26 protein-coding genes and 1 pseudogene are annotated in these 25,823 nt (G+C 44.7%); 25 read left to right on the top strand and 2 right to left on the bottom strand.

The annotated features are described in order from the left end of the window. Positions 1-4: 4 nt before the first annotated feature. The 9 genes and pseudogenes from asp1 to PG086_RS02215 form a co-directional block, all read left to right on the top strand. A complete protein-coding gene (gene asp1 / locus PG086_RS02175) occupies positions 5-1,585 on the top strand; it encodes an accessory Sec system protein Asp1 (protein ID WP_270747632.1) in 1,581 nt (526 codons plus the stop codon). After that, on the top strand, positions 1,569-3,098 hold the full coding sequence (gene asp2 / locus PG086_RS02180; RefSeq protein ID WP_270747633.1) for an accessory Sec system protein Asp2: 1,530 nt from the start codon (positions 1,569-1,571) through the stop codon (positions 3,096-3,098). Before asp1 ends, asp2 begins: the two co-directional genes overlap by 17 nt. After that, the gene (gene asp3, locus PG086_RS02185) at positions 3,095-3,535 is read left to right on the top strand and encodes an accessory Sec system protein Asp3 (RefSeq protein ID WP_270747634.1); all 441 of its coding nucleotides are present in this window, start codon (positions 3,095-3,097) and stop codon (positions 3,533-3,535) included. The genes asp2 and asp3 overlap by 4 nt, the downstream gene beginning before the upstream one ends. Continuing rightward, on the top strand, positions 3,528-5,900 hold the full coding sequence (secA2, locus tag PG086_RS02190) for an accessory Sec system translocase SecA2 (RefSeq protein ID WP_270748240.1): 2,373 nt from the start codon (positions 3,528-3,530) through the stop codon (positions 5,898-5,900). The genes asp3 and secA2 overlap by 8 nt, the downstream gene beginning before the upstream one ends. 12 nt (positions 5,901-5,912) lie before the next feature. After that, a complete protein-coding gene (gene gtfA, locus PG086_RS02195) occupies positions 5,913-7,433 on the top strand; it encodes an accessory Sec system glycosyltransferase GtfA (protein WP_270747635.1) in 1,521 nt (506 codons plus the stop codon). Further along, positions 7,417-8,763: an accessory Sec system glycosylation chaperone GtfB gene (gtfB, locus tag PG086_RS02200; protein ID WP_270747636.1), complete on the top strand. Its 1,347-nt coding sequence runs from the start codon at positions 7,417-7,419 to the stop codon at positions 8,761-8,763. Before gtfA ends, gtfB begins: the two co-directional genes overlap by 17 nt. Beyond that, on the top strand, positions 8,756-8,935 hold the full coding sequence (gene asp4, locus PG086_RS02205) for an accessory Sec system protein Asp4 (protein ID WP_033583412.1): 180 nt from the start codon (positions 8,756-8,758) through the stop codon (positions 8,933-8,935). The genes gtfB and asp4 overlap by 8 nt, the downstream gene beginning before the upstream one ends. A 2-nt stretch (positions 8,936-8,937) precedes the next feature. Continuing rightward, entirely contained in the window at positions 8,938-9,162 is a 225-nt protein-coding gene (gene asp5, locus PG086_RS02210) for an accessory Sec system protein Asp5 (RefSeq protein WP_084877715.1), read from the top strand. A 68-nt stretch (positions 9,163-9,230) separates the two neighbouring features. Further along, positions 9,231-9,326, top strand: a pseudogene (locus PG086_RS02215) (TIGR01741 family protein); the annotation flags it as partial. A 247-nt stretch (positions 9,327-9,573) separates the two neighbouring features. Here the strand turns inward: PG086_RS02215 and PG086_RS02220 are convergent. Continuing rightward, on the bottom strand, positions 9,574-10,527 hold the full coding sequence (locus tag PG086_RS02220) for an aromatic acid exporter family protein (protein ID WP_270747638.1): 954 nt from the start codon (positions 10,525-10,527) through the stop codon (positions 9,574-9,576). Positions 10,528-10,576: 49 nt separating this feature from the next. Then, entirely contained in the window at positions 10,577-11,788 is a 1,212-nt protein-coding gene (sstT, locus tag PG086_RS02225) for a serine/threonine transporter SstT (RefSeq protein WP_061421349.1), read from the bottom strand. 150 nt (positions 11,789-11,938) lie between these two features. On the opposite strand from sstT, the gene PG086_RS02230 reads away from it, so the two are divergent. The 16 genes from PG086_RS02230 to PG086_RS02305 all read left to right on the top strand — a co-directional run bounded on the left by PG086_RS02230 (position 11,939) and on the right by PG086_RS02305 (position 25,821). Beyond that, positions 11,939-12,499, top strand: coding sequence for a mechanosensitive ion channel family protein (locus tag PG086_RS02230; RefSeq protein WP_270747641.1), 561 nt, complete (start codon positions 11,939-11,941; stop codon positions 12,497-12,499). 57 nt (positions 12,500-12,556) lie between these two features. Continuing rightward, positions 12,557-13,465: a magnesium transporter CorA family protein gene (locus PG086_RS02235; protein WP_270747642.1), complete on the top strand. Its 909-nt coding sequence runs from the start codon at positions 12,557-12,559 to the stop codon at positions 13,463-13,465. A 14-nt stretch (positions 13,466-13,479) separates the two neighbouring features. Beyond that, the gene (locus PG086_RS02240) at positions 13,480-14,007 is read left to right on the top strand and encodes a YqeG family HAD IIIA-type phosphatase (RefSeq protein WP_270747643.1); all 528 of its coding nucleotides are present in this window, start codon (positions 13,480-13,482) and stop codon (positions 14,005-14,007) included. Positions 14,008-14,009: 2 nt separating this feature from the next. Beyond that, positions 14,010-15,116: a ribosome biogenesis GTPase YqeH gene (gene yqeH / locus PG086_RS02245; protein ID WP_270747645.1), complete on the top strand. Its 1,107-nt coding sequence runs from the start codon at positions 14,010-14,012 to the stop codon at positions 15,114-15,116. Positions 15,117-15,336: 220 nt separating this feature from the next. Continuing rightward, positions 15,337-15,648 (top strand): ribosome assembly RNA-binding protein YhbY, encoded by a 312-nt coding sequence (yhbY, locus tag PG086_RS02250; protein ID WP_000060171.1) that lies wholly within the window; start codon positions 15,337-15,339, stop codon positions 15,646-15,648. Positions 15,649-15,699: 51 nt separating this feature from the next. After that, complete coding sequence (locus PG086_RS02255; RefSeq protein ID WP_000963713.1) at positions 15,700-16,329, top strand: nicotinate-nucleotide adenylyltransferase; 630 nt, start codon at positions 15,700-15,702, stop codon at positions 16,327-16,329. Next, positions 16,329-16,922 (top strand): bis(5'-nucleosyl)-tetraphosphatase (symmetrical) YqeK, encoded by a 594-nt coding sequence (gene yqeK / locus PG086_RS02260; protein ID WP_270747647.1) that lies wholly within the window; start codon positions 16,329-16,331, stop codon positions 16,920-16,922. Before PG086_RS02255 ends, yqeK begins: the two co-directional genes overlap by 1 nt. Further along, positions 16,923-17,276, top strand: a complete 354-nt coding sequence (gene rsfS / locus PG086_RS02265) for a ribosome silencing factor (RefSeq protein ID WP_270747648.1) — start codon at positions 16,923-16,925, stop codon at positions 17,274-17,276. 567 nt (positions 17,277-17,843) lie between these two features. Next, positions 17,844-18,584 (top strand): class I SAM-dependent methyltransferase, encoded by a 741-nt coding sequence (locus PG086_RS02270; RefSeq protein WP_333558136.1) that lies wholly within the window; start codon positions 17,844-17,846, stop codon positions 18,582-18,584. A gap of 9 nt (positions 18,585-18,593) precedes the next feature. After that, a complete protein-coding gene (locus PG086_RS02275; RefSeq protein ID WP_042902800.1) occupies positions 18,594-19,691 on the top strand; it encodes a nucleotidyltransferase in 1,098 nt (365 codons plus the stop codon). Positions 19,692-19,823: 132 nt separating this feature from the next. Then, positions 19,824-20,078, top strand: coding sequence for a type II toxin-antitoxin system Phd/YefM family antitoxin (locus PG086_RS02280; protein ID WP_000388572.1), 255 nt, complete (start codon positions 19,824-19,826; stop codon positions 20,076-20,078). Positions 20,079-20,081: 3 nt separating this feature from the next. After that, positions 20,082-20,336: a Txe/YoeB family addiction module toxin gene (locus PG086_RS02285; protein ID WP_000924722.1), complete on the top strand. Its 255-nt coding sequence runs from the start codon at positions 20,082-20,084 to the stop codon at positions 20,334-20,336. 203 nt (positions 20,337-20,539) lie between these two features. Further along, the gene (locus PG086_RS02290; RefSeq protein WP_000404959.1) at positions 20,540-22,153 is read left to right on the top strand and encodes a ribonuclease Y; all 1,614 of its coding nucleotides are present in this window, start codon (positions 20,540-20,542) and stop codon (positions 22,151-22,153) included. A gap of 134 nt (positions 22,154-22,287) precedes the next feature. Continuing rightward, on the top strand, positions 22,288-22,914 hold the full coding sequence (gene gmk, locus PG086_RS02295; RefSeq protein ID WP_000775041.1) for a guanylate kinase: 627 nt from the start codon (positions 22,288-22,290) through the stop codon (positions 22,912-22,914). Between the two features lie 24 nt (positions 22,915-22,938). Continuing rightward, positions 22,939-23,253 carry a DNA-directed RNA polymerase subunit omega gene (gene rpoZ / locus PG086_RS02300; protein ID WP_002874282.1) on the top strand — a complete coding sequence of 105 codons (315 nt, stop codon included), beginning with the start codon at positions 22,939-22,941 and terminating at the stop codon, positions 23,251-23,253. Between the two features lie 171 nt (positions 23,254-23,424). Beyond that, positions 23,425-25,821 (top strand): primosomal protein N', encoded by a 2,397-nt coding sequence (locus tag PG086_RS02305; RefSeq protein WP_095726219.1) that lies wholly within the window; start codon positions 23,425-23,427, stop codon positions 25,819-25,821. Positions 25,822-25,823 lie beyond the last annotated feature (2 nt).

Below are 25,823 nucleotides of genomic sequence, written 5' to 3' on the forward strand. Positions count from 1 at the left end.
TTTGATGTATTACTTTATCCCAGCCTGGTATGGCAAGGAGCGTCCCTGGCATGCTGATTTGACACCCTGGTATTTTTCTCATTTCAAGCTAGAATTTGATGACACCTTCAATCAGATTCGCTTGATGCAACACCAAGGGGTCCCTGCACAGGTCCTCCTTTTGTCCTATCAGCCTCATCTTCGCTATTTTCTCCATCGCCAAGGTATTTTAGAAGCACAAGTTTATTCCTTATTTGATGAATTGCAGGATTTTCATGAGATTCGACCGCAGGTCTTGCAGCTCAGAGATATTGAGTGGGAAGAGGACTGCGAGTTTGTTTACAGCCCCTTTACCATTTTAGTTTTGAGAAATGGAAAGCCCTATGCTCAGGTGGAGCATGGGATTGAAGGTTTTATCAGTACGATTCAGTATTTCAAGGAAGATGGGCTCTTGTCTGCTAATTACCTGATGGATGATCGGGGGCTGGTTTCCAGTGTGATTTACTACGAAGAGGGTCAGGCTCTCTACCAAGACTATCTCAATCCCAAGGGACTGTGGCAGTTTAGAGAGCACTTGCAAGATGGGGGGCGTATCGAAGTCAATCCTATCTTTGCTTTTCGATTCCAAAAAGAGGCTTACCGAGATATGGGAGAATTGATTGCGGAGTTTTTTGAGAAGAAAATAGCTCAACTCCCTGAGGAAGGAGCGACCTATTTTCTGCCTGCTTGTGATCAGCACAATGACTTCCTTTTAGAACGATTGCCTCACCAAACCACTAAGGTTCTCAGTCTTTTTATCGGACGAAATCCTCAAGAGCAATTACCTCAGTTGGCGAATTTGTTGTCTAAGGTGGACCTTGTTCTAGTCGACAGAGAGGACACCTTGCGCTTGGCTCAGTCTGCCTTTTCAGAACAAGCAACGAAGTTTCGTCATTTATCACCTTTTGATACCCGCTTGGAGCTGGGAAAGAGTCAGACTCGGAAGGAGTCAATCCTCTACTATCAACTGGACTTTGAGCATGGGATAGAGGACCAAGCGCTCTATCAGGTCTTGCATTTCCTTTCTGAAAACAAAGATACGGAGCTGGTCTTTGGAACCTTTGCTGCTAGTCAAGAAGAAATGAAGCAGCTGGAAACACGAGTTGCTGAGATGGTCTCAGAGCAGTTTCAAGACCAGGAACTGGAGAAGGAAGTTGATTACCAAGGAGCTGAAAATCCGCTTGAGGACAATCGCCATCAGAGCAAGCGCTATTCGTTTGTCAATATGAAGGATGAATCGGAGTTAATCAAGCAGCTGGAATTTGTTCGTTTGATTGTCGATCTGAACAGGCAACCTCTTCTTTATACCCAAATCGCGGGGATTAGTGCTGGTATCCCTCAAATCAATAGGGTCAAAACAGAGTATGTCAGCCATCAGAAGAATGGCTATCTGTTGGAAAATATAGCTGATTTTGCGCAAGCTGCCCATTACTATCTCGATAGCCTGCAGGTGTGGAATGATGCTTTGATCCATTCCATCGAAAAGATAAAGGAACACACTGGGGAGCAATTCCTGATCAAGCTAGAAAAGTGGTTGGAGGAGGTGACTCATGGAAAAGAAGTATAAGATCTTGCAAATCGGTCCAGAAGATTGGCGAGAGACACTTGCCCTACCAGCCCAACTAGACTGGTATCATGTTCCTCCCAACACACCGTCTGCCATCCAGAAAATCATGGATGAGAATGATCTAGATCACTTTCATGCTGTCATTCTCACGGATGGGGCTTATCTAGTAGATTTGTTGCCTTTTGCATCTAGCTTGGAACCCTATACGGTTTTCTATCCAGAACAGTTTGCAAGTCAGGATAAAAACATTCAGAACCTCATCAAACAGCACTGCATGCAAGCGATGGACCTGTCAGACCGCCAGGGCTTTGTTCGAGACCTCTCTACCTCCCTCTTTGAAGGTGGTTATGGAGACAAGCTGAGCCCAGCTACGATAAGGATTCACCCGAGTTTCCAAGGCTCTGTCTCCTATCAGGGATTTGAGCATCTGGAGCTGGAAGGAGACTTTGGCAAGACCTATACCCAGCTAGCTTCTTGGGCCTATAATCAGTCTGTCCAAGCCCATTCGCCAATCGAACTCTGGCTCGAATATGAAAAGAGTGGACTAGTGGAATTGCGCCTGCGATTGCGAAAAATCCCAGCAGGATCCGTTTCAGAGATTAGACAGGACATTCTCCTTGAGGAAGCAGACTTTGCCTCAGCAATCATTGTGGAGCAAGACTATGACGCTTATCTGAGCATTTCTCTTGAAGCGCGTGGTCTGGGAAAGGTCAACATCGGCAATCTCCACCAACGCTGGAGCCGGAAACAGTTTGGAAAGTTTGTTCTCGGTGGCAATATCCTGCATGACAAAAAACGTGAGGAAATCAACTATTTCTTTCACCCAGGGGATTTCAAGCCACCTCTAGCAGTCTATTTCTCAGGTTACCGTCCGGCGGAAGGTTTTGAGGGTTACTGGATGATGAAGAAGCTCAGATGCCCCTTTCTCCTCTTTTCGGACCCTCGATTAGAAGGAGGAGCCTTTTACCTAGGAACTGAGGAATTAGAAGATAAAATTCAAGCAACAATCCAACACTATCTAGACTATCTAGGCTTGGATAGAAGTGACTTGATCCTATCTGGGCTGTCAATGGGAACCTTCCCAGCCCTCTACTACGGAGCCTACTTTGAACCCAAGGGGATTGTAGTCGGAAAACCCTTGACCAATCTAGGAACCATCGCACAGCGGGGCCGACTAGAGGCGCCAGGAGTCTTCCCGACTAGCTTTGATGTCTTGCATCTTCAGACTGGAGGAGTGAGCCAGAAAGACATGAAGGACTTGAATCAACGCTTTTGGAGCCGATTTGAAAAAGCTGATTTTTCCCAGACGACCTTTGGTCTTTCTTACATGAAGGACGAGGATATGGATAGTGGTGCCTATGACCAGCTAGTGGAGACTCTTTGCCAGACAGGTGCCAAGATCTTGTCCAAAGGAACCGCAGGTCGACACAATGATGACACAGGAACAAACGTTGCCTGGTTTATTCATTTTTACAAGATGATACTAGAAGAATACGGAAGAGGTGAGACATGATTATCATCAAGAGAGAGGATATTAGGTGGGGCGAGATGGGAGCCACTTATCTTTACGGTAGCCAGATCACCTATCATGCAGATGGTCATGTTACCCTGAAAAACCCTTTGCTGGCTTCAGGTGAACCCCTTAAAACCTGGTTTTCCAGTGTCAATTACCAGGCTACTAGAAGTCAGCCTAGCCTCCCTCTTCTTAAGAAAAGTCACACCTACCGTCTCTCTATGAAGATGCAGGTTCAACCGACCAATGGCCTCTATCTCAAACTGACTTTTTTAAACCGTTATGAAGAAATTATCGAGGAGAAGATTGAAAGACAATTTTCCTTTAGCTTCACCTATCCTGAAACGGCCTACACCTATCGCCTTTCCTTGATTAGCGCAGGTTTTGAGGCTCTTGACTTTGTTTCGTTTTCTATTGAGGAGGATGATGGTGTTTAATCGTTTGTATCAAGAAAGACAACTGAGAAAGGTCAAGAAACTTTTAAGCCAAATCAACGCCCTCAAAGAAGAGATGGCAGCTCTCCGTGATGAGGAAATGGCTGCAAAGACAGAGGAGTTTCGCCAGCGCCTTGCTCAGGGAGAAACCTTGGATGAGCTATTGGTAGAAGCCTATGCCCTTGTTCGTGAGGCCGATAAACGGGTCTTGGGTCTCTTTCCCTATGATGTGCAAGTCATGGGAGCCATCGTGATCTACCAAGGAAATGTGGCTGAGATGAATACGGGTGAAGGCAAGACCTTGACTGCAACTATGCCTCTCTATCTCAATGCCCTAACGGGAAAAGGCAGCATGCTGGTCACGACTAATGACTATCTGGCTAGACGGGACGCAAGTGAAATGGGCCCAGTCTACCAATTTTTAGGTCTAACTGTCGGTTTGCCCTTTTCAGAGGATCCAAAAGAGGACTTAACTGCCGAAGAGAAAAGAAAGATCTATGCCTCAGATATCGTCTACACGACCAATAGTGTACTGGGCTTTGACTATCTCAATGACAATCTTGCCTCCACTAGTGAAGGAAAGTTCCTGCCTCCCTTTAACTATGTCATCATTGATGAAATCGATGATATTCTACTCGATAGTGCCCAAACTCCCTTGATTATCGCAGGCTCTCCCCGTGTCCAGTCTAACTATTATGGGATGATTGATACCCTAGTGACGACCTTGGTCCAGGGAGAGGACTATATCTACAAGGAAGAAAAAGACCAAGTTTGGTTAACCCGAAAGGGGGCCCAGACGGTTGAAGGCTTCCTAGGAATCGACCATCTCTACAAGGAAGAGTATGCCAGTTATGTTCGGCATCTGGTCTATGCTCTCAGAGCTCATATGCTCTTTACCAAGGACAAGGACTATCTGGTTCGAGGGCAAGAAATGGTCTTGTTAGACAAGGGAACAGGGCGTTTGATGGAAATGACCAAGCTTCAAGGAGGTCTCCACCAAGCCATCGAAGCCAAGGAACATGTGAAGCTTTCTCCTGAAACCAGAGCCATGGCTTCAATCACCTACCAGAGTCTCTTTAAAATGTTTCGCAAAATCTCAGGTATGACAGGAACAGGAAAGGTGGCAGAGAAAGAATTTTTCGAAACCTATAATATGTCTGTCATTCGTATCCCGACCAATCGCCCACTTAGGCGAATGGACCATCCGGACAATCTCTATGTGACCCTCCCTGAGAAAGTGTATGCTTCTCTCGAAGCTATCAAGACCTATCATTCCAAAGGCAATCCACTCCTGATCTTTGTCGGATCTGTTGAAATGTCCCAGCTATACTCATCCTTGCTCTTGCGAGAGGGGATTTCCCACAATGTCCTTAATGCCAATCATGCGGCGCGTGAAGCCCAGATCATTGCAGAGTCTGGACAGATGGGGGCAGTGACCGTTGCGACTTCTATGGCAGGTCGCGGGACAGATATCAAACTCGGTCCAGGTGTTGCAGACTTGGGTGGTTTGATTGTGATTGGTACCGAGCGGATGGAGAGCCGACGAATTGACCTGCAAATCAGAGGTCGTTCTGGCCGGCAGGGTGATCCAGGTATGTCTCAATTTTTCGTATCGCTTGAAGATGATGTGATCAAAAAGTTCGGACCGTCTTGGGTTCACGACCTGTATCAAGACTACCAAGTGGAAGATAGTAGCAAACCCATCCTACTCAAGGCTCGCAAGTACCGCAATCTCGTCAGAAAAGCCCAAGAGGCTAGTGATAGTGCCAGTCGCTCTGCACGCAGACAAACCTTAGAGTATGCGGAAAGCGTCAATATCCAGCGTCAGATGGTCTACAAAGAAAGAGATTGCTTGCTAGATGGGAGCCGTGATTTAGAGCATATCCTTGAGGATATACTGGCAGACTATACCAAACAAATCTCAGAAAAAGCTTATAGCAGTCCCCAAGAGCTCTTTCACTTCATCGTGACCAATATTAGCTTTGGGATGAGAGAATTACCAGCTGATTTAGATTTAGCTGATGCAGATCAGATTCGGGAGTTACTAGAGAAAATAATAGCCAAGGAAATCGCAGCCAAAAAGGAACTTCTCCAACCTCACCAGCTCTATGATTCTTTTCTGAGAATATCCATGCTCAAGGCTATTGATGACAACTGGGTTGAACAAGTCGACTACCTCCAACAGCTCAGCCTAGCAATCGGGAGCCAGTCTGCTTCTCAAAAGAACCCTATCGTGGAGTACTATCAGGAGGCCTATGCAGGCTTTGAAACCATGAAGCAACAAATCCGTACAGATATGGTACGCAATCTTCTCATGGGGATTGTGGAAGTAACGCCCAAAGGTGAGATTCTCACCCATTTTCCATAAAAAGAGGATCATATGACAATTTACAATATAAATCTAGGAATCGGTTGGGCGAGCAGTGGTGTCGAATATGCCCAGGCCTACCGAGCAGGGATTTTTAGAAGTTTAGACCTAGCATCTAAGTTTATCTTTACCGACTTGATTTTGGCAGACAATATCCAGCATTTAACGGCCAATATCGGCTTTGCGGATGATCAGATAATCTGGCTTTACAATCATTTTACAGATATCAAGCTAGCCCCGACCAGTGTCACAGTTGACGAAGTCTTGGCCTCTTTCGGTGGCCTTGAGAGTCATAGGGAGCAAGATGGCAAAGTCTTGCGTGTCTACTTTTCAGATGAGGATAAATTTGTGACCTGCTACTTGGTAGACTCGGCTAAGAATCTAGTACAGCATGCAGAGTATGTGTTTGGGGGGAACTTGATTCGCAAGGATTATTTCTCCTACACACGCTACTGTACAGAATATTTTGCGCCCAAAGACCAAGTGGCTAGGCTCTATCAACGAAGCTTTTTCAATGAAGACGGCAGCACCGCTTACGATATCTTGTTGACTGAGGGACAGGAAGAGGTCTATCGATTTAAGGACCGGATTCTGTACGGAAAGCCAGCCCTTATGCGCTATTTTATGCAAAGTTTGAACTTGAGCAAGTCTGATTTGGTCATCTTGGATAGGGAAACAGGGATTGGTCAGGCTGTTTTTGAAGAAGCACAAAAGGCTCATCTAGCAGTTGTCGTTCACGCAGAGCACTATAGTGAAAATGCTAGTAACGAAGACTATCTCCTCTGGAATAACTACTATGAGTATCAGTTTACAAATGCGGACAAGGTCGATTGCTTTATCGTGTCTACGGATCGGCAGAAGGAAGTTCTCGAAGGTCAATTTGCCCAGTACAGTCAGCATCGTCCACGAATCGTCACGATTCCAGTTGGGAGCATTGATCAGTTGACGAAGCCTGCTAGGGAACGCAAGCCCTTTTCTCTCATTACCGCTTCGCGTCTGGCCAAGGAAAAACACATTGACTGGCTCGTCAAGGCGGTTATCCAGGCGCATCAAGTCCTTCCAGAGCTTACCTTTGACATTTATGGCAGTGGGGGTGAGGAGTCCCTTTTAAGGGAAATCATCACGGCTCACCAAGCGGAGAACTATATCCAGCTCAAGGGGCATGCAGATCTAGCTCAGATCTATCCCCAGTATGAGGTCTATCTGACAGCCTCAACCAGTGAAGGCTTTGGTCTGACCTTGATGGAGGCAGTTGGTTCAGGCTTGCCCCTGATTGGTTTTGATGTGCCTTATGGCAACCAAACCTTTATACAGGACGGTCAAAATGGCTACTTGATTCCAAGTTCGGATGACCATGTTGAAACGGCGATTAAAAGGGCCTTTTCGGAAAAGATCTGCCAGCTCTATCAGGAAAATCATTTGCCAGCTATGCGAACAGCATCTTATGACCTAGCGAGAGAATTTTTAACAGATAAGGTAAGGGACAAGTGGAAGAAAACGATAGAGGAGGTCCTGCATGATTCAACTATTTGATCGATATGGTCAGGAAAGTCGAGATTTACATGAAAGTCTAGAAGCTGCTGGCCTGTCTCATGTCACGGTTGTGATTGAGCCAGATGGCTTTCTCCCAGATGGGATTCTTTCTCCCTTTACCTACTATCTAGGTTACGAGTCGGGAAAAGCTCTTTATTTCAACCAAGTAGCCGTACCTGAGTTTTGGGAGATTGCGGGCAATAACCAGTCGGCGCATATCTTAGAGGATTCTCGGGAGAGGGGCGTGATTCACTATGTGGAGGCTCCTCAGGCCCGTCTGGTCAAGCAAGTCGACTGGAAGGACCTATCCGGCCGTATCTACCAAGCAGACCACTATAACCGATACGGAGCCTGCTTTGCTAAGACCACTTATAGTGTGGATGGACAGGCTATCCTGACCAAGTATCAGGATGCAAAGGGACAGGAAATTGTCCTGGAAAATCATGTGACAGGCGATATCCTCCTAACCTTGCCCGGACAAGCCCTACGCCATTTTAAAAATCGAGTGGAGTTCACAATCTTCTTTTTGCAAGACTTGGGAATCGACACTCGCCACCTTCTCTTTAACACACTCGCCACCTCTTTCTTGGTCTCATACCATTATCCAGACAAGACTGGACGGGACACTTTAGTCTGGCAAGAACCGCTAGATGATTGTCTTCCTGGGAATATGCAGCTGCTCTTGGAGCATGAGGGGCTGAGAGCCAAGCAGATCCTCATACCAGATAAGGCTACCTATGAACAGGCCTTGGTCTTGGCCAATCCTGCCTATCATGACAAGTTTGTCCATCTAGGTTATCATTATCAGTTCAAAAGAGAAAACTTCGTTCGACCAGATGCTTTGATCGTTACCAACTCAGATCAGATCGAGCATATCGAAACTCTGATTGAGTCCTTGCCAATGGTGACCTTCCGAATCGCGGCAGTAACTGAAATGTCGTCCAAGTTGCTAACCTTGCTTTCCTATCCCAATGTCGTTCTCTATCAAAACGCTAGTCCGCAAAAGATTCGAGAACTCTACCAGCTGTCAGATCTCTATCTGGATATCAATTATGGAAACGAGCTTTTGGATGCTGTCCGTCAAGCCTTCGAGCACAATATGCTTATCCTAGCCTTTGATCAGACAGCTCATAACAGATCTTACACAGCTCCAGAACACCTCTTTGATGTGCAGGCTGTTGGAGACATGATTGCGAAGATTCAAGAAGCTCTCAGCAGTCTTGACAAGATGGGCCGAGCCCTTGGACATCAAGGTCGTCATGCCAACTATGTGGACTTGGCTACTTACCAAGAGAGGATGGAAAGGATAATAGGGGAAGGACATGACTAAAAAAGATTTATTTTACAAGGATGTTGAAGGACGCATGGAAGAGTTAAAGCAAGGAGCGCTTAAGAAAGAAAAGCCTACCCGAGGAGAAAAGATCAGTAAAACTTTCTCCATTTTACTCGGCATGCTCATCCTTCTTACCCTGATCTTTACATTATTAGGAATCTTGAGGTGAAAATGATGGAAGTTTTGATGCTTATAGGAATAATCCTAGCCGTCGCCTTAATTGTTCTGGTTCTCATCCAACCTCGCCAAAGCCAACTCTTTTCCATGGATGCGACCAGCAATATCGGAAAACCAGACTACTGGCAGAATAACCGCTTGGTAAAAATGGTGACCCTCTTGATTAGCCTAGCCTTGTTTGTCTTGCTCCTCGTTTTTATGATGGTGACCTATCAGTAAGAACGCGGTACCATTCACAGATAGAGGATACTAGAGACGGGGAAAATACATCTAAACCAGAGGAACATATGGAAAAACAGATTAATGAGAAAATTATCGAAATCGTGCATCAAGCCAACGATATGATTCCAGTTGAGTGGGATGATTTGTATGCTTTATATCAAGCAGGCTACATCCCTTGCGGATATGCGGGTGGACAATATAAAGTCTTCTAGCTTGTTGGATTGTTATGAAAGTCAATCAGACTGTTGAGATATTCTGTGAATTTTAAAATATGGCTAGTCGTGATAGGGATTCAGGTTCTACAGAAAATATCCCTGTCTTGATGATTCTAAGGGGAATGGTCAAATAATTTCTCTCCAAATACAAAACACAAGAACCTCAGAGGAATTCTCTGAGGTTCTTTGCGTTTTAGTTTCCATATTTCTGGTAAAAATCAACCTTGACCTGGATAAAGGTTTCGGCTTCGCGTAGTAGTTGCAGGAGGGTAGCACGGGTTTCAAACTCCTCACGTGTTTTCGGGAGACTCCGATTGCGAAAGACTTGCAGATAGCGTTCGATGTCATCAAGTAGATCATGAGCAGGATTGGTCTGGCTTAGCTGGGCAGCAATCTTTGAAAAGAGCTGGGCCAAGATCAAACTCTCACTGGCGGCCAGATGACAGGTATTGATCTGCTGGGCCATATTTCGCAGGATGCGACTTTGTCGCTGTCTCATCTCAAAGTAATGGATGTGGTAGTCCGTCTGGTGAAAGAGATGGTCCGAGTGATCCAAATAAACCAGTTTGAGGGCCTCATCGAGGAGCTTGTCTAATTGGTCAACGAGTTGGGCTTGGTTGCGGCCGTCTCCTCTTGACAGATAGTATTTAAAGCGAAGCAGGATGTCTTTTAACTTTTCTTCGACCTGAAGGTGGTAGCTTTGGATGGCTTTCTCACGAGAGGGCATATAAAGGTTGACCAATAGAGCAAAGCTTGTCCCGATGAGAAAGAGGAGTACTTCATTGAGCAAGAGAGCTGGAGAAGTAGACTCCTGTACCAAGAGATGGCCGACCAAGACACTGCTAGGTGTGATACCGATTTCCCAGCCCATTTTGTAAGCAAGAGGGACATAGAGAGCCAGATAGAGGCCCAAACTCCAGATGTGAAAACCTGTCAGCTGAAAGGCTAGAACACCGATAGCGAGCGCTAGGAGCATGGAAAAGAGGCGGTTACGTGCTAATTTCAGCGTGCTTCTGCGCGTGTCGGAGAGGCTTAAGAGGGCGATAATTCCAGCTGAAACTGCTGATGATAAATCTAAAAAATAAGCGAGTAAACAAGCGAGACAGGTCGCTAAGATCAGTTTGGTCGTACGTTGAGTGAGAGACATGAAAATTTCCTAAACTAATAGAATCAAGTGTTTAACGAGGAGTCAAAGACTAGGGGCGAAGTTTTCGGTTTGTAGCATATTCGGCAACCGCTGTAAAGAGGACATCTGTTGAAGAGTTCAGGGCTGTTTCGCAGGAGTCTTGCACGACTCCGATCACAAAACCGACTCCGACAACCTGCATAGCCAAGTCGTTGGAAATCCCAAAGAGGCTACAAGCTACAGGAATGAGGAGAAGGGATCCCCCAGCAATTCCAGATGCACCGCAGGCAGAAATGGCAGCCACGACACTGAGCACAAATGCTGTCCCAAAGTCTACCGAGATTCCGAGTGTATTGACAGCAGCCAGGGTCAGGACATTTATGGTAACAGCAGCGCCAGCCATGTTGATGGTCGAACCAAGCGGGATGGAGACAGAGTAGGTATCAGGATTCAGTCCCAGGTCTTGGCAGAGTTTCATATTGACAGGGATATTGGCAGCAGAGCTACGAGTGAAAAAGGCTGTAATACCACTGACACGTAGGCATTTCAAAACAAGGGGATAGGGATTTTTCCTCATAAAGAGAAAGGCGATGAGCGGGTTGACGATGAGAGCAACAAAGGCCATGGTAGCAATCAAAAGTCCTAGGAGGACACCGTAGTTAGCCAGACTGGCAATGCCCTTATCAGAGATGGTCTTGAAAACCAAGCCTAAAATCCCAAAGGGAGCTAGGTTGATAATCCATTCCACGATTTTAGAGGTGACATCCGCCATGGTTTTCAGCAATTCTTTACTGTGTTTACTTGCCTCTCTCATAGCCAATCCAAAGATGACTGCCCAAGAGAGAATCCCGATATAGTTGGCTTCAACAATGGCATTCAAAGGATTGTCCACCAGTTTGAGCAAGAGGTTGCTGAGGACTTGACCGATACCGTCAGGAGCAGCAACTTCTGTATTTGCACTGGTCAGGGTGATTTGCACAGGCAGTAAGAAACTAGCTAGAACGGCTACCAATGCAGCAGCAAAGGTTCCGAGCAAGTATAAGAAAATAACAGTCTTCATATTGGTATTTTGCCCCTTTTGGTGTTGGGAAAGGGCATTGGCAACAAGGGCAAAAACTAAAATAGGAGCGATGGCTTTCAGTCCGCCTACAAAGAGGTCTCCAAGCAGACCAATTCCTGTAAGGTTTGGGAAGAGCATCCCTAATGTAGCTCCCAAAATCATTCCAATAAGGATTCGTTTGATGAGGCTTGCCTTGGTCCAGGCTCTAATGATTCGTTTCATAGCAGTCTCCTTCAAAATGTATTGTTTATAATTATAGTATAAATATGCTATAGAGGCAAGTGATATTTTGAAAATAGGAACAATAATTGAATAATTATGAAAGAAAAGAGAAGGACGATTTTATGGTATAATAGGAAAAAGGAGTTTTATATGCAAGATTTTTTTCAACGCTATTTTGATAAACTTGATTTAACAACCATATTAGAGAATCTCTTAACCAAGGTGATTTCTCTTTTGCTTTTGTTTTTACTATTTTATATAGCTAAAAAGATGCTTCATGCGACTGTACGAAAGATTGTCAAGCCCTCACTTAAATTTTCAAATCGGGATGCAGGAAGGCAAAAGACCATCTCGCGTTTGCTGGAGAATGTCTTTAACTACATTCTTTATTTCTTTTTAATCTACTGCATCCTGTCTATTTTGGGCTTGCCGGTTTCCAGCCTCCTTGCTGGGGCAGGGATTGCTGGGGTAGCCATTGGTATGGGGGCGCAAGGCTTTCTATCCGATGTCATTAATGGCTTCTTCATCCTTTTTGAACGCCAGCTTGATGTGGGTGATGAAGTGGTCCTCACAAATGGACCGATTACCGTCTCTGGAAAGGTCGTTAGCGTAGGGATCCGTACAACGCAACTGCGAGGTGACGATCAAGCCCTTCACTTTGTTCCCAATCGTAATATCACCGTCGTCAGTAATTTATCCCGTACTGAATAGTCCGACTATTTTAGCAGATTTGTGGTACAATAGAAGGAGTTTGGTAAAGGAGAGAGTATGCTATTTGTAGAGAAAAAACTAGGTCACGATCGTACTTGGATAGACCTTGATGTGGATAAGATTAAAAATATGGAAGATCTTTCTGACATCTATGGATTGGACAAGGAAACCATCGAGTATGCTCTGGATAGAAATGAACGAGCCCACATGGATTATAACCGTGAAACGGAGACGGTAACCTTTATTTATAATGTTCTTGATTTAGAAAAAGACAAAGAATATTATGAAGCGATTCCGATGACCTTTATCGTTGAAAAACAACGGCTGATTACTATCAGCAATCACAAGAATACTTATGTGATTAAACGCATGGCAACCTACCTTGAAAGCCATGAAATTATTTCAATCTACAAATTTCTTTTTGCCAGTTTAGAGATTATTAGCAATGCTTACTATCCAGTTATTGAAGAGATGGATAAAAGTAAGGATGAAATCAGTGCACTTCTTCGTCAAAAAACAACTAAAAAAAATCTTTTTGCCCTCTCTGACTTGGAAACTGGTATGGTTTATCTGACAGCTGCTGCTAAACAAAATCGTCTCCTCTTGGAACACATTCAAGGGCATGCACTTTATCGCAATCTTAATGAGGTGGAAAGAGAGCAGTTTGACGATGCTATGATTGAAGCCCATCAGTTGGTTTCAATGACAGATTTGATATCTCAAGTCTTGCAACAACTCTCAGCCTCTTACAATAACATCCTAAATAATAATCTGAATGATAATTTGACAACTTTGACAATTATCTCAGTCTTGCTAGCTATCCTTGCGGTTATTACAGGATTTTTCGGAATGAATGTTCCCTTACCGTTTACAGATGAACCAAATGCTTGGATTTATATTTTGATAGCTAGTCTCATTTTATGGGCAGTCTTAGCTCAATATTTAAAGAAAATTGCTAGAAATTAAAAAAAGGAGCCAGAATGGCGATTGAAAATTACATGCCAGATTTTGCTGTGGAAGCAGTCTATGATCTGACAGTCCCAAGCCTGCAGGCGCAGGGAATCAAGGCTGTTTTGGTCGATTTGGACAATACCCTCATTGCTTGGAACAACCCTGATGGGACGCCAGAGATGAAGCAATGGCTACATGATCTTCGGGACGCGGGCATTCGCATCATCGTAGTCTCAAACAACACCAAAAAACGGGTCCAACGTGCAGTTGAGAAGTTTGGAATTGATTACGTTTATTGGGCTCTGAAGCCCTTCACATTTGGGATTAATCGTGCCATGAAGGAATTCCACTATGAGAAAAGCGAAGTGGTCATGGTCGGCGACCAGCTCATGACAGATATTCGAGCAGCCCACCGTGCGGGCATTCGCTCGATCTTAGTCAAACCCTTGGTCCAACATGACTCGATCAAAACGCAGATTAACCGAACTCGTGAGCGTCGTGTGATGCAAAAAATCACTGAAAAGTACGGACCGATTACATATAAAAAAGGAATTTAACTATGGAAGAAATTCTCTGTATTGGTTGTGGAGCAACTATTCAGACGACAGACAAGGCTGGTCTTGGATTTACTCCCCAGTCGGCACTTGAAAAAGGTTTGGAGACGGGCGAAGTCTATTGTCAACGCTGTTTCCGTCTCCGCCACTACAATGAAATCACGGATGTCCAGTTGACAGACGATGATTTCCTCAAGCTCTTGCACGAGGTGGGAGACAGTGACGCCTTAGTGGTAAATGTCATTGACATCTTTGACTTTAATGGCTCTGTTATCCCAGGCTTGCCACGTTTTGTCTCAGGAAATGATGTCCTCTTGGTGGGAAATAAAAAAGATATCTTGCCCAAGTCTGTTAAACCAGGCAAGATTAGCCAGTGGCTCATGGAACGTGCCCACGAAGAAGGACTTCGTCCAGTTGATGTCGTCCTAACTTCGGCACAAAACAAACATGCCATTAAGGAAGTCATTGACAAGATTGAACACTACCGTAAGGGCCGCGATGTCTATGTGGTCGGTGTAACCAACGTTGGAAAATCAACACTTATCAATGCTATTATCCAAGAAATCACGGGTGATCAGAATGTCATCACGACTTCGCGCTTCCCAGGGACAACCTTGGACAAAATCGAGATTCCGCTTGATGACGGTTCTTATATCTACGATACACCGGGGATTATCCACCGTCACCAGATGGCTCACTACTTGACGGCTAAAAACCTCAAGTATGTCAGCCCTAAAAAGGAAATCAAGCCCAAAACCTATCAGCTTAACCCTGAGCAAACCCTGTTTTTAGGTGGTCTTGGACGCTTTGACTTCATATCAGGAGAAAAGCAAGGATTTACAGCTTTCTTTGACAATGAACTCAAACTCCACCGTACCAAGCTAGAAGGCGCTAGTGCCTTTTATGACAAGCATCTGGGAACTCTCCTCACACCACCAAATAGTAAGGAAAAAGAAGAGTTCCCAAAACTTGTACAGCATGTATTTACCATTAAGGACAAGACAGACCTGGTCATCTCAGGCCTAGGCTGGATCCGCGTAACAGGCATCGCCAAAGTCGCCGTCTGGGCACCAGAAGGCGTCGCCGTCGTCACACGCAAAGCAATAATTTAAAAATATTATTATAAAATCATTGAGCGAACAAAGTGAGCTCATACAAAGATAGTTATTGCCGTGGTGTGATTGCCAATCTGTAGATTGGCAAGGGGCACAATTGAGACATAGACTCAATTGTGAGGTCAGGAAATCCATTTTTCAAAGATGAATTCTTTGGGAAATTAGTTCCGACCGTCCCTCACCACCTAAAATAACTATCAAAAAAGGAAGAAAGATTATGTCATTAACATCAAAACAACGTGCCTTCCTCAACAGCCAGGCACACACCCTCAAACCTATTATCCAAATCGGGAAAAATGGACTCAACGACCAAATAAAAACCAGTGTTCGCCAAGCTCTTGACGCACGTGAATTGATTAAGGTTACTCTCTTGCAAAACACAGACGAAAACATCCACGAAGTAGCTGAAATTTTAGAAGAAGAAATCGGTGTAGATACTGTCCAAAAAATCGGACGCATCTTGATTTTGTATAAACAATCTAGCAAGAAAGAAAATCGCAAGATTTCTAAAAAAGTCAAAGAAATCTAAACACCTACTCCAAGAAACTGTTTTTACAGAGAATTAAAGGAAGACGAGCCTATGGCAATCGAATTATTGACTCCCTTTACCAAGGTAGAGTTGGAGCCAGAAATCAAGGAGAAAAAACGCAAACAAGTCGGGATTTTAGGGGGGAATTTTAACCCTGTTCACAATGCCCATCTTGTTGTGGCGGACCAAGTACGACAACAGTTAGGACTGGACCAGGTCTTGCTTATGCCCGAATACCAACCACCTCATGTAGATAAAAAGGAAACCATTCCTGAGCATCATCGTCTTAAGATGCTTGAGTTGGCGATTGAGGGGATTGAAGGCCTCGCCATTGAAACCATTGAGCTAGAGCGTAAGGGCATTTCCTACACCTACGACACCATGAAGATTTTGACAGAGCAACATCCAGATACGGATTATTACTTCATTATCGGGGCTGATATGGTGGACTATCTGCCTAAATGGTACCGAATTGATGAGCTGGTCGACATGGTTCAGTTTGTTGGAGTTCAGCGCCCACGCTACAAGGCAGGGACTTCCTATCCAGTTATATGGGTGGATGTGCCTCTCATGGACATCTCGTCTAGCATGGTGCGTGACTTCATTGCCCAAGGTCGGAAACCTAACTTTCTCCTACCTCAGCCAGTGCTAGACTACATCGAGAAGGAGGGGCTTTACTGATGGCATACCAAGACTATATCAACTGTTCCCGAGAGGCTTTGTTGGAAAGAATGGCAGAGCTTCTGCCTGAAAAACGTTTAACCCATTGTTTGGGTGTAGAGCGTGCAGCCATAGAGCTAGCTGAGAGATTTGGATTCGATGCCGAGAAAGCAGGACTAGCAGGTCTTCTCCATGACTATGCTAAAAAGTTGTCAGATCAGGAATTCCTAGACTTGATTGACCGTTATCAGCTAGACCCTGACCTCAAAAACTGGGGTAATAATGTCTGGCATGGAATGGTTGGTATCTACAAGATTCAGGAAGATTTGGATTTGCATGATCGAGAAATCCTGCGAGCCATTGAAATCCATACAGTCGGGGCTGGTCAGATGAGCGACCTAGATAAGGTCATCTACGTCGCAGACTATATCGAGCATAATCGTGCCTTTCCAGGAGTGGATGTGGCGCGTGAAATTGCAAGTTTGTCGCTCAATAAGGCAGTGGCTTATGAGACAGCTCGTACCGTGGAGCATTTAGCTCATCAGGGATTTCCCATCTATCCCCAAACCCTTGAAACCTATAACGCCTTTGTGCACTATTTGAAAGAGGACTAAATGAACGAAAAAGAATTATTAGAACTAGTCGTGAAAGCGGCTGATGAGAAACGTGCGGAGGATATCCTTGCACTTGATGTACAAAATTTGACCAGTGTGACGGACTACTTTGTCATCACGAGCTCAATGAATAGCCGCCAGTTGGACGCTATCGCTGACAATATCCGTGAAAAAGTAGCAGAAGCTGGTGTTAAAGGCAGCCATGTCGAAGGTGATGCAGCTGGAGGTTGGGTCTTACTAGACCTCGGCGGTGTCGTTGTACATATCTTTTCAGAAGAAATGCGTGCCCACTATAACCTAGAAAAACTATGGCATGAGGCGAGCTCAGTAGATTTATCTGAAACTCTGGCGTAGAAGATGACTTGAACTTCGGCTGGGAATTACTTTGAAATTCGACAATGTATTGAGATTATTCTTGTTTTCTGAGTGAGAAGGTGAGAAATTACCGAGACTTTCCGTTGTGATAAAACTTCTTGAAAAAAAAATGTTTCAAGAAGTCGGGAGTTTTGAGACTTTAGGCTCAAAACTAAGTCTTGGAACTTCGAAGAAGGTCGCAGACGTCCGAAATCACCTAAGGAAAGTCTTAAAAAGACTTTGTCTTCAATCGAACTCAGTTGCAGTCAACTGGGTTTATTTGCTTATTTTAGAAAAATTGATAGAAAGGTAAAGGGCGTCGTGTTTTGTTCATCTCGAAACTGAACACGAGCTAAAAGCTGTGAGAAAAAGAGGAACTTCCTTTGTATCTGACGCTATGTCGGTAAGATTCCTATTTTCTCTTAGCTTTTAACGCTCTTTGTATCTTAGAAAGGATTTGAACCCGTCCTGTAATCGTCGGAAAATAGATAGCATTCCTTGGAGCTCGGCTCCATCGTCAAGCTCCTAATTTTCATTCCGATTACGGGCGGACTTGGTATCATGAATATGGCTACTTATGAAACCTTTGCGGCGGTCTATGATGCGGTCATGGATGACAGTTTATACGATAAATGGACGGATTTTTCTCTGCGTCATTTGCCTAAGACCAAGGAGAGAAAGACGCTTTTGGAATTGGCTTGTGGAACAGGTATCCAGTCTGTCCGCTTTTCTCAGGCTGGCTTTGATGTGACAGGACTTGACTTGAGCGCGGATATGCTGAAGATTGCTGAGAAGAGAGCTACTTCAGCCAAGCAAAAGATTGATTTTATTGAAGGCAATATGCTGGATTTATCCAAGGCAGGTCAATACGACTTTGTCACGTGTTATTCGGACTCTATCTGCTACATGCAGGATGAGGTCGAGGTAGGAGACGTCTTTAAGGAAGTGTATAAAGCCCTCAATGAAGATGGAGTTTTCATCTTTGATGTGCATTCGACCTACCAGACGGATGAGGTTTTTCCAGGCTATTCTTATCATGAAAATGCGGAAGATTTTGCCATGCTTTGGGACACCTATGAGGACGAAGCACCTCACTCCATCGTGCATGAGTTGACCTTCTTTATCAAGGAGGCTGACGGTTCCTTTAGTCGCCACGATGAAGTGCATGAGGAGCGGACCTATGAGGTCTTGACCTATGATATATTGCTGGAACAGGCCGGTTTCAAGTCTTTCAAACTCTATGCGGACTTTGAGGACAAGGAACCAACAGAAACTAGCACCCGTTGGTTTTTTGTCGCGCAGAAGTAGGAGATTTCTATGACCATCACAGGTATTATCGCGGAGTTCAATCCTTTTCATAATGGGCACAAATACCTGCTTGAGCAGGCGGAGGGACTGAAAATCGTTGCCATGTCTGGAAATTTCATGCAACGAGGAGAGCCGGCTATCGTGGACAAGTGGACACGGACCCAGATGGCGCTGGAAAATGGCGCAGACTTGGTCGTGGAATTGCCCTTTTTAGTTAGTGTTCAGGCAGCTGATTTCTTCGGTCAAGGAGCTGTGGATATCTTGGCTCGCTTGGGGATTGATACTCTAGCATTCGGGACGGAGGAAGTTCTGGATTATCAGAAAATTGCTGACCTATACACGGAGCAAGGTGCTGAGATGGAGAATTTTGTGGAAAATCTGCCTGATTCCCTATCTTATCCCCAGAAAACCCAAGCCATGTGGAAGGAATTTGCAGGTCTGGATTTTTCTGGCAACACGCCCAATCATGTTCTTGCTCTGGCCTATGCCAAGGCGGTTGCGGGACGTAGAATCAAACTCCATCCGATTCAGCGTCAGGGGGCTGGTTATCATTCTGTGGATAAGGATGTGGACTTTGCCTCAGCAACAGCCCTCCGTCAGCATCAATCAGACCAAGATTTCTTAGAACGCTTTATGCCTTCTCTTGACCTCTTTGAGTTGGCGTGTAGGGTGAGTTGGGATGACTATTTTACCTTGCTCCGCTATCAAATCTTGTCAAATCCAGACCTAACCACCATCTATCAGGTCAATCAAGAAATGGCTGTGCGTATCAAGGAAGCTATCAAAACAGCCCAGTCTGTTGACGAATTGGTCGAGGCGGTTGCGACAAAGCGTTATACCAAGGCGCGTGTACGACGACTCTTGACCTATATCTTGGTGCAGGCCAGAGAAAGCGACTTGCCAGAAGGCATCCATGTCCTTGGCTTTACTGAAAAAGGCAGACAACACCTCAAGTCTCTGAAAGGCCAGGTCCATCTAGTCAGTCGAATTGGCAAAGAACCTTGGGATGCTATGACTCAAAAGGCAGACCAGATTTACCAACTAGGACACCCAAGTATAGCAGAACAGAATTTTGGCAGGGTTCCGATTAGAATAGAAACAAACTAAGTCTACTGAAAGGTAGGCTTTTTTAGAATATTTTCGAATAAATAGATAGAAAAGAAAAATCTTGTACAAGTTCCTGACAATTTCTTTCTTTTTGTGTATAATAGTGGAAAAGAGGTAAAACGAGGTATGGTTATGGAAGCAGTTCTTTATTCAACATTCCGAAATCATTTAAAGGACTACATGAAGAAGGTAAATGATGAATTTGAGCCTTTGACGGTGGTCAATAAAAATCCAGATGAGGATATTGTAGTCCTTTCAAAGAGCGAGTGGGATAGTATTCAGGAAACCCTGAGAATCGCTCAAAATAAGGAACTTTCTGACAAGGTCTTGCGAGGAATGGCTCAAGTTCGTGCTGGAAGCACTCAGGTGCATGTGATTGAGGAGTGAGGAATGCTGCTCAAATTTACAGAAGATGCCTGGGCGGATTATTGCTATTGGCAAAACCAAGATAAGAAAACATTAAAAAGGATCAATAAATTAATCAAGGATATTCAACGCGATCCTTTTGTAGGAATGGGGAAACCAGAACCACTCAAGTATGACTATCAAGGAGCTTGGTCGCGGCGCATTGATGCAGAAAATCGCTTGATTTATATAATAGATGGAGATAGCGTGGCTTTCTTGTCCTTCAAAGATCATTACTAAGTCTACTGAAAGGTAGGCTTTTTTGCTTCGTTTTTCGTGGAAATTTAAATTTTTAAAGATTCTTAATTTTACTTGAAAATCTAAGGGATTTCTTCAAAAATTCACACAAAACTCTTCAATTTGGGTTTGTGAAAATCGGTTTTTTATGATAGAATATTAAGGAATGTATGTCATTCGATAAACAAATTTAATGAGGTAAAAACATGGAAATCATGACACTTGCGATTGCTGTTTTTGCCGTCATCATTGGTTTAGTCATTGGATATGTCAGCATCTCAGCTAAGATGAAATCATCTCAAGAGGCTGCAGAGTTGATGCTTCTAAATGCTGAACAAGAAGCAACTAATTTACGAGGACAAGCTGAGCGCGAAGCGGATTTATTGCTAAATGAAGCCAAGAGCGAAAGCAAGTCTCTTAAAAAAGAAGCACTATTGGAGGCCAAAGAGGAAGCCAGAAAATACCGTGAAGAAGTGGACGCTGAATTTAAGTCAGAACGTCAGGAGCTCAAGCAAATCGAAAGTCGTTTGACGGAGAGAGCTACGAGCCTTGACCGTAAGGACGACAATTTGACGAACAAAGAAAAAACACTTGAACAAAAAGAACAAAGTATTTCTGATAGAGCAAAAAACCTTGATGCACGTGAAGAACAATTAGAGGAAGTCGAAAGACAAAAAGAAGCTGAACTTGAACGTATCGGCTCGCTTTCCCAAACTGAGGCTCGAGATATTATCTTGGCTCAGACAGAGGAAAACTTGACCAAGGAAATTGCTAGCCGCATTCGTGAGGCAGAGCAAGAAGTCAAGGAACGTTCAGACAAGATTGCGAAAGATATCTTGGTTCAGGCTATGCAGCGTATCGCTGGTGACTATGTAGCAGAGTCAACAAACTCGACAGTTCACCTACCAGATGATACCATGAAGGGACGCATTATCGGTCGTGAAGGTCGCAATATTCGTACCTTTGAAAGTTTGACAGGGGTAGATGTCATCATTGACGACACGCCAGAAGTGGTAACCTTGTCAGGATTTGATCCGATTCGTCGTGAAATTGCTCGTATGACCATGGAAATGTTGCTCAAGGATGGCCGTATCCACCCAGCTCGTATCGAAGAGTTGGTGGAGAAAAACCGTCAGGAGATTGACAATAAAATCCGTGAATATGGGGAGGCTGCTGCCTATGAGATTGGTGCGCCAAACCTCCATCCAGACTTGATGAAGATTATGGGACGTTTGCAGTTCCGTACTTCTTATGGACAAAATGTCTTGCGTCATTCGATTGAGGTTGCTAAGTTATCTGGTATCATCGCCAGTGAACTTGGTGAAAATGCAGCTCTTGCCCGTCGTGCTGGATTCCTTCACGACATCGGGAAAGCTATTGACCGCGAGGTTGAAGGTAGCCACGTTGAGATTGGTACGGAATTGGCTCGTAAGTACAAGGAACACCCAGTTGTGGTGAATACCATTGCTAGCCACCACGGTGATGTCGAAGCCGAAAGTGTCATTGCAGTGATCGTTGCTGCAGCAGATGCCTTGAGTGCAGCGCGTCCAGGTGCTCGTAGCGAGTCTCTTGAAAGCTACATCAAGCGTCTCCATGATTTGGAAGAAATCGCCAATGGCTTTGAAGGAGTGCAAAATAGCTTTGCTCTTCAAGCAGGACGTGAAATCCGTATCATGGTTAATCCAGGACAAATCAAGGACGACAAAGTCACAATCTTGGCTCACAAAGTTCGTGAGAAAATTGAAAATAATCTCGATTACCCAGGAAATATCAAGGTAACCGTGATTCGCGAACTTCGTGCAGTAGATTATGCGAAATAAATAAGAAAGAGCAGTTGAAATATTACTGCTTTTTTGTTACACTAGATAGAAAGACTGTAGAAGGATAACTGACGCGATCATCAGTATTCGAGAGAAATTTTACTTTATTTCACAGACTAACTAAAGGAGACATAATGGCAGACCGAGGCTTGCTAATCGTTTTTTCTGGTCCTTCAGGAGTTGGGAAAGGAACGGTTAGAAGAGAGATTTTTGAGAGTTCTGAGAATCAATTTCAATACTCTGTATCGATGACGACGCGTGCGCAACGTCCTGGTGAAGTGGACGGAGTGGACTATTTCTTCCGTACTCGTGAAGAGTTTGAAGAGCTGATCCGTCAAGGTCAGATGTTGGAATATGCAGAGTATGTCGGTAACTACTATGGAACTCCTCTGACCTATGTCAATGAAACTCTGGACAAGGGAATCGATGTCTTTCTTGAGATTGAAGTGCAGGGAGCCCTTCAGGTTAAGAAAAAGGTTCCAGATGCTGTCTTTATCTTTCTAACACCACCAGATTTGGATGAATTGCAAGATCGTTTGGTAGGTCGTGGAACAGATAGTGCAGAAGTGATTGCCCAACGAATTGAAAAAGCCAAGGAAGAAATTGCCCTCATGCGTGAGTATGATTATGCTATTGTCAACGATCAGGTGCCCCTCGCTGCTGAACGTGTCAAGCGTGTGATCGAAGCAGAACACTTCCGTGTGGACCGTGTTATTGGTCACTACCAGGAGATGTTGCCAAAATCTCCAACTACTCGATAAACTATAGGAAACAGGTACAAGCAAATGATGTTAAAACCCTCTATTGATACCTTGCTAGACAAGGTACCATCAAAATATTCACTCGTAATCTTGGAAGCAAAACGTGCCCACGAACTAGAAGCAGGTGCGCCAGCAACTCAAGAGTTTAAGTCTGAAAAATCAACTCTTCGCGCTTTGGAAGAAATCGAGTCAGGAAACGTTACGATTCACCCAGATCCAGAAGGAAAACGTGAAGCGGTTCGTCTCCGTATCGAAGAAGAAAAACGCCGCAAAGAAGAAGAAGAAAAGAAAATCAAAGAGCAAATCGCTAAAGAAAAAGAAGATGGTGAAAAAATTTAAGGTTGGGGGGACTCAATCTTATTTTTTCTATTGCAAGAATATACTGATACTCAATGAAAATCAAAAAGCAAACTAGGAAGCTAGCCGCAAGCTGTACTTGAGTACGGTAAGGCGACGCTGACGTGGTTTGAATTTGATTTTCGAAGAGTATGACAAGGAGGAGGTGAGAAGATGGCGATCGCAAAGATAATCGTGGATGTTCCCCTGATGCAGACGGACCAGCCCTATAGTTATAAGGTCCCAGAGGAATTTGTAGAGATGCTGGAAGTCGGTATGCGGGTCCATGTCCCCTTCGGCAAGGGCAATCGCTTGATCCAAGGAATTGTTCTTGGCCTGGAGTCCCAGTCAGATGAAGAGATGGAAGGTCAGGACTTGAAAGAGATTGCAGAGGTGCTAGATTTTTCTCCTGTCTTGACTCAGGAGCAACTCTGGTTGGCTGAGGAGTTACGCAAGTCCGTCTTTTCTTATAAAATCTCCATTCTAAAAGCTATGCTTCCAGGATTTCTGAATTCTAGCTATGACAAGATTCTCTATCCTCTGGAAGGTCTGAGTCAGGCAGACAAAGAGCGCTTGTTTGGTTCAGAAGATTCGCTAGTCTTTTCTTCTTTAGACCTTGCTAAGCAAGCTGAGATGATGCGCTTGACTAGGAAAGGTCTGCTCCGCTTAGAATACCAGGCAGTCGATCAAAAGAAGGTCAAGACCCAGTCTTGGTATGAGGTTGATGCTACTCAGCTAGAGCAGATTGAGATTTCTGCGCGTGCTAAGAAAAAAGCAGAGCTGAGAGACTATTTGCTGTCTCATCCTAAGAGTGCTCCTCTGGCTCGTTTGTTAGAGTCCTACTCACGCGAGCAAGTCAACTTCTTTGTGGAGCAAGGCGCTCTAACCCTAGTCCAAAAGGAAGTGCAACGCTCAGCCGCTTATTTTGAAGGCATTGAAGCAAGTATACCTTTGGAATTGAATCCAGAACAAAGACAGGCGCGTGATGCCGTTGTCAGTGCTATTGGCAGTCAACAGCCTCCTTTCCTCCTTCAAGGAATTACAGGAAGTGGGAAGACAGAGGTTTATTTGCAGATTATCCAAGGAGCCTTGGACAAGGGTAAAACAGCTATTTTACTGGTACCTGAGATTTCCCTGACGCCACAGATGACGGAACGTTTTATTGCCCGATTTGGTGAGAAAGTGGCCATTCTCCACTCAGGCCTGTCCAATGGTGAAAAGTACGACGAGTGGCGCAAGGTTGAGCGTGGCGATGCCCAAGTTGTTGTTGGCGCTCGATCAGCTATCTTTGCTCCTTTGAAAAATCTAGGTGTTATAATTATCGACGAAGAGCATGAAGCTAGCTACAAACAAGACAGCAATCCCCGTTATCATGCTAGAGAGGTCGCCATTCTACGGGCCCAGTACAATCAAGCAGCCCTAGTCCTTGGCTCAGCGACACCGAGCTTAGAGAGCCGTGCGCGTGCTGGAAAAGGTGTCTATCAACACTTACGTCTGACCCAACGGGCCAATCCTTTAGCCACTATTCCTGAAGTTCAAGTGATTGACTTTCGGGACTATATCGGGCAGAATGAGACATCAAACTTTACGCCTCCTTTGCTAGAGGCCATTCGAGACCGTTTGGATAAAAAAGAACAGGCAGTCCTCATGCTCAACCGTCGGGGTTATTCTAGTTTTGTTATGTGTCGGGAGTGTGGAACGGTAGATAGCTGTCCCAACTGTGATATTTCTCTGACTCTCCACATGGATACCAAGACCATGAACTGCCATTACTGTGGATTTTCAAAGGGGATTCCTCATGTCTGTCCCAACTGTCAAAGCCGCAGTATTCGTTACTACGGGACGGGGACTCAGAAAGCTTACGATGAACTGGCAGAACTCTTTCCTCAGGCTCGCATTCTGCGGATGGATGTGGATACGACCCGCAAGAAAGGCAGTCACCAAGCTCTTCTTGACCAGTTTGGCCGAGGGGAAGCAGATATCTTGTTGGGAACTCAGATGATTGCTAAGGGCTTGGATTTTCCAAATGTGACTCTAGTCGGAGTCCTCAATGCGGATACAGCCTTGAATCTGCCTGATTTCCGTTCTTCTGAGAGAACCTTCCAACTCTTAACTCAGGTGGCAGGACGGGCAGGTCGTGCGGAAAAAGCTGGGCAGGTCTTGATTCAGTCATACAATCCGGAGCACTATGCCATTCGTTTTGCCAAGGAACAGGACTATGAAGGTTTTTATGCCTATGAAATGAGTATCAGACGCCAACTCGGCTATCCACCTTATTATTTCACCATTGGGATTACCCTCTCTCACAAGAAAGAAGAAGAGGTTGTCAAACGTGCCTATGAAGTCATGGGGATTTTGCGCTCAGGTTTATCGGAAACTAGTAAAATCCTTGGACCAACGCCTAAACCCATCGCACGTACCCACAACCTTTATCATTACCAGATTTTGATTAAATACCGTTTAGAAGATGAGCTGGGACAGACTCTCAATCGGGTTTTGGCCTTGACTCAAGAACGGGAAAATAGTGAGCTTCGTCTCAGTATTGACCATGAACCGCAACAATTTTTATAAGA

Source organism: Streptococcus halitosis, from assembly GCF_027691175.1.
GTDB lineage: Bacteria > Bacillota > Bacilli > Lactobacillales > Streptococcaceae > Streptococcus > Streptococcus halitosis_A.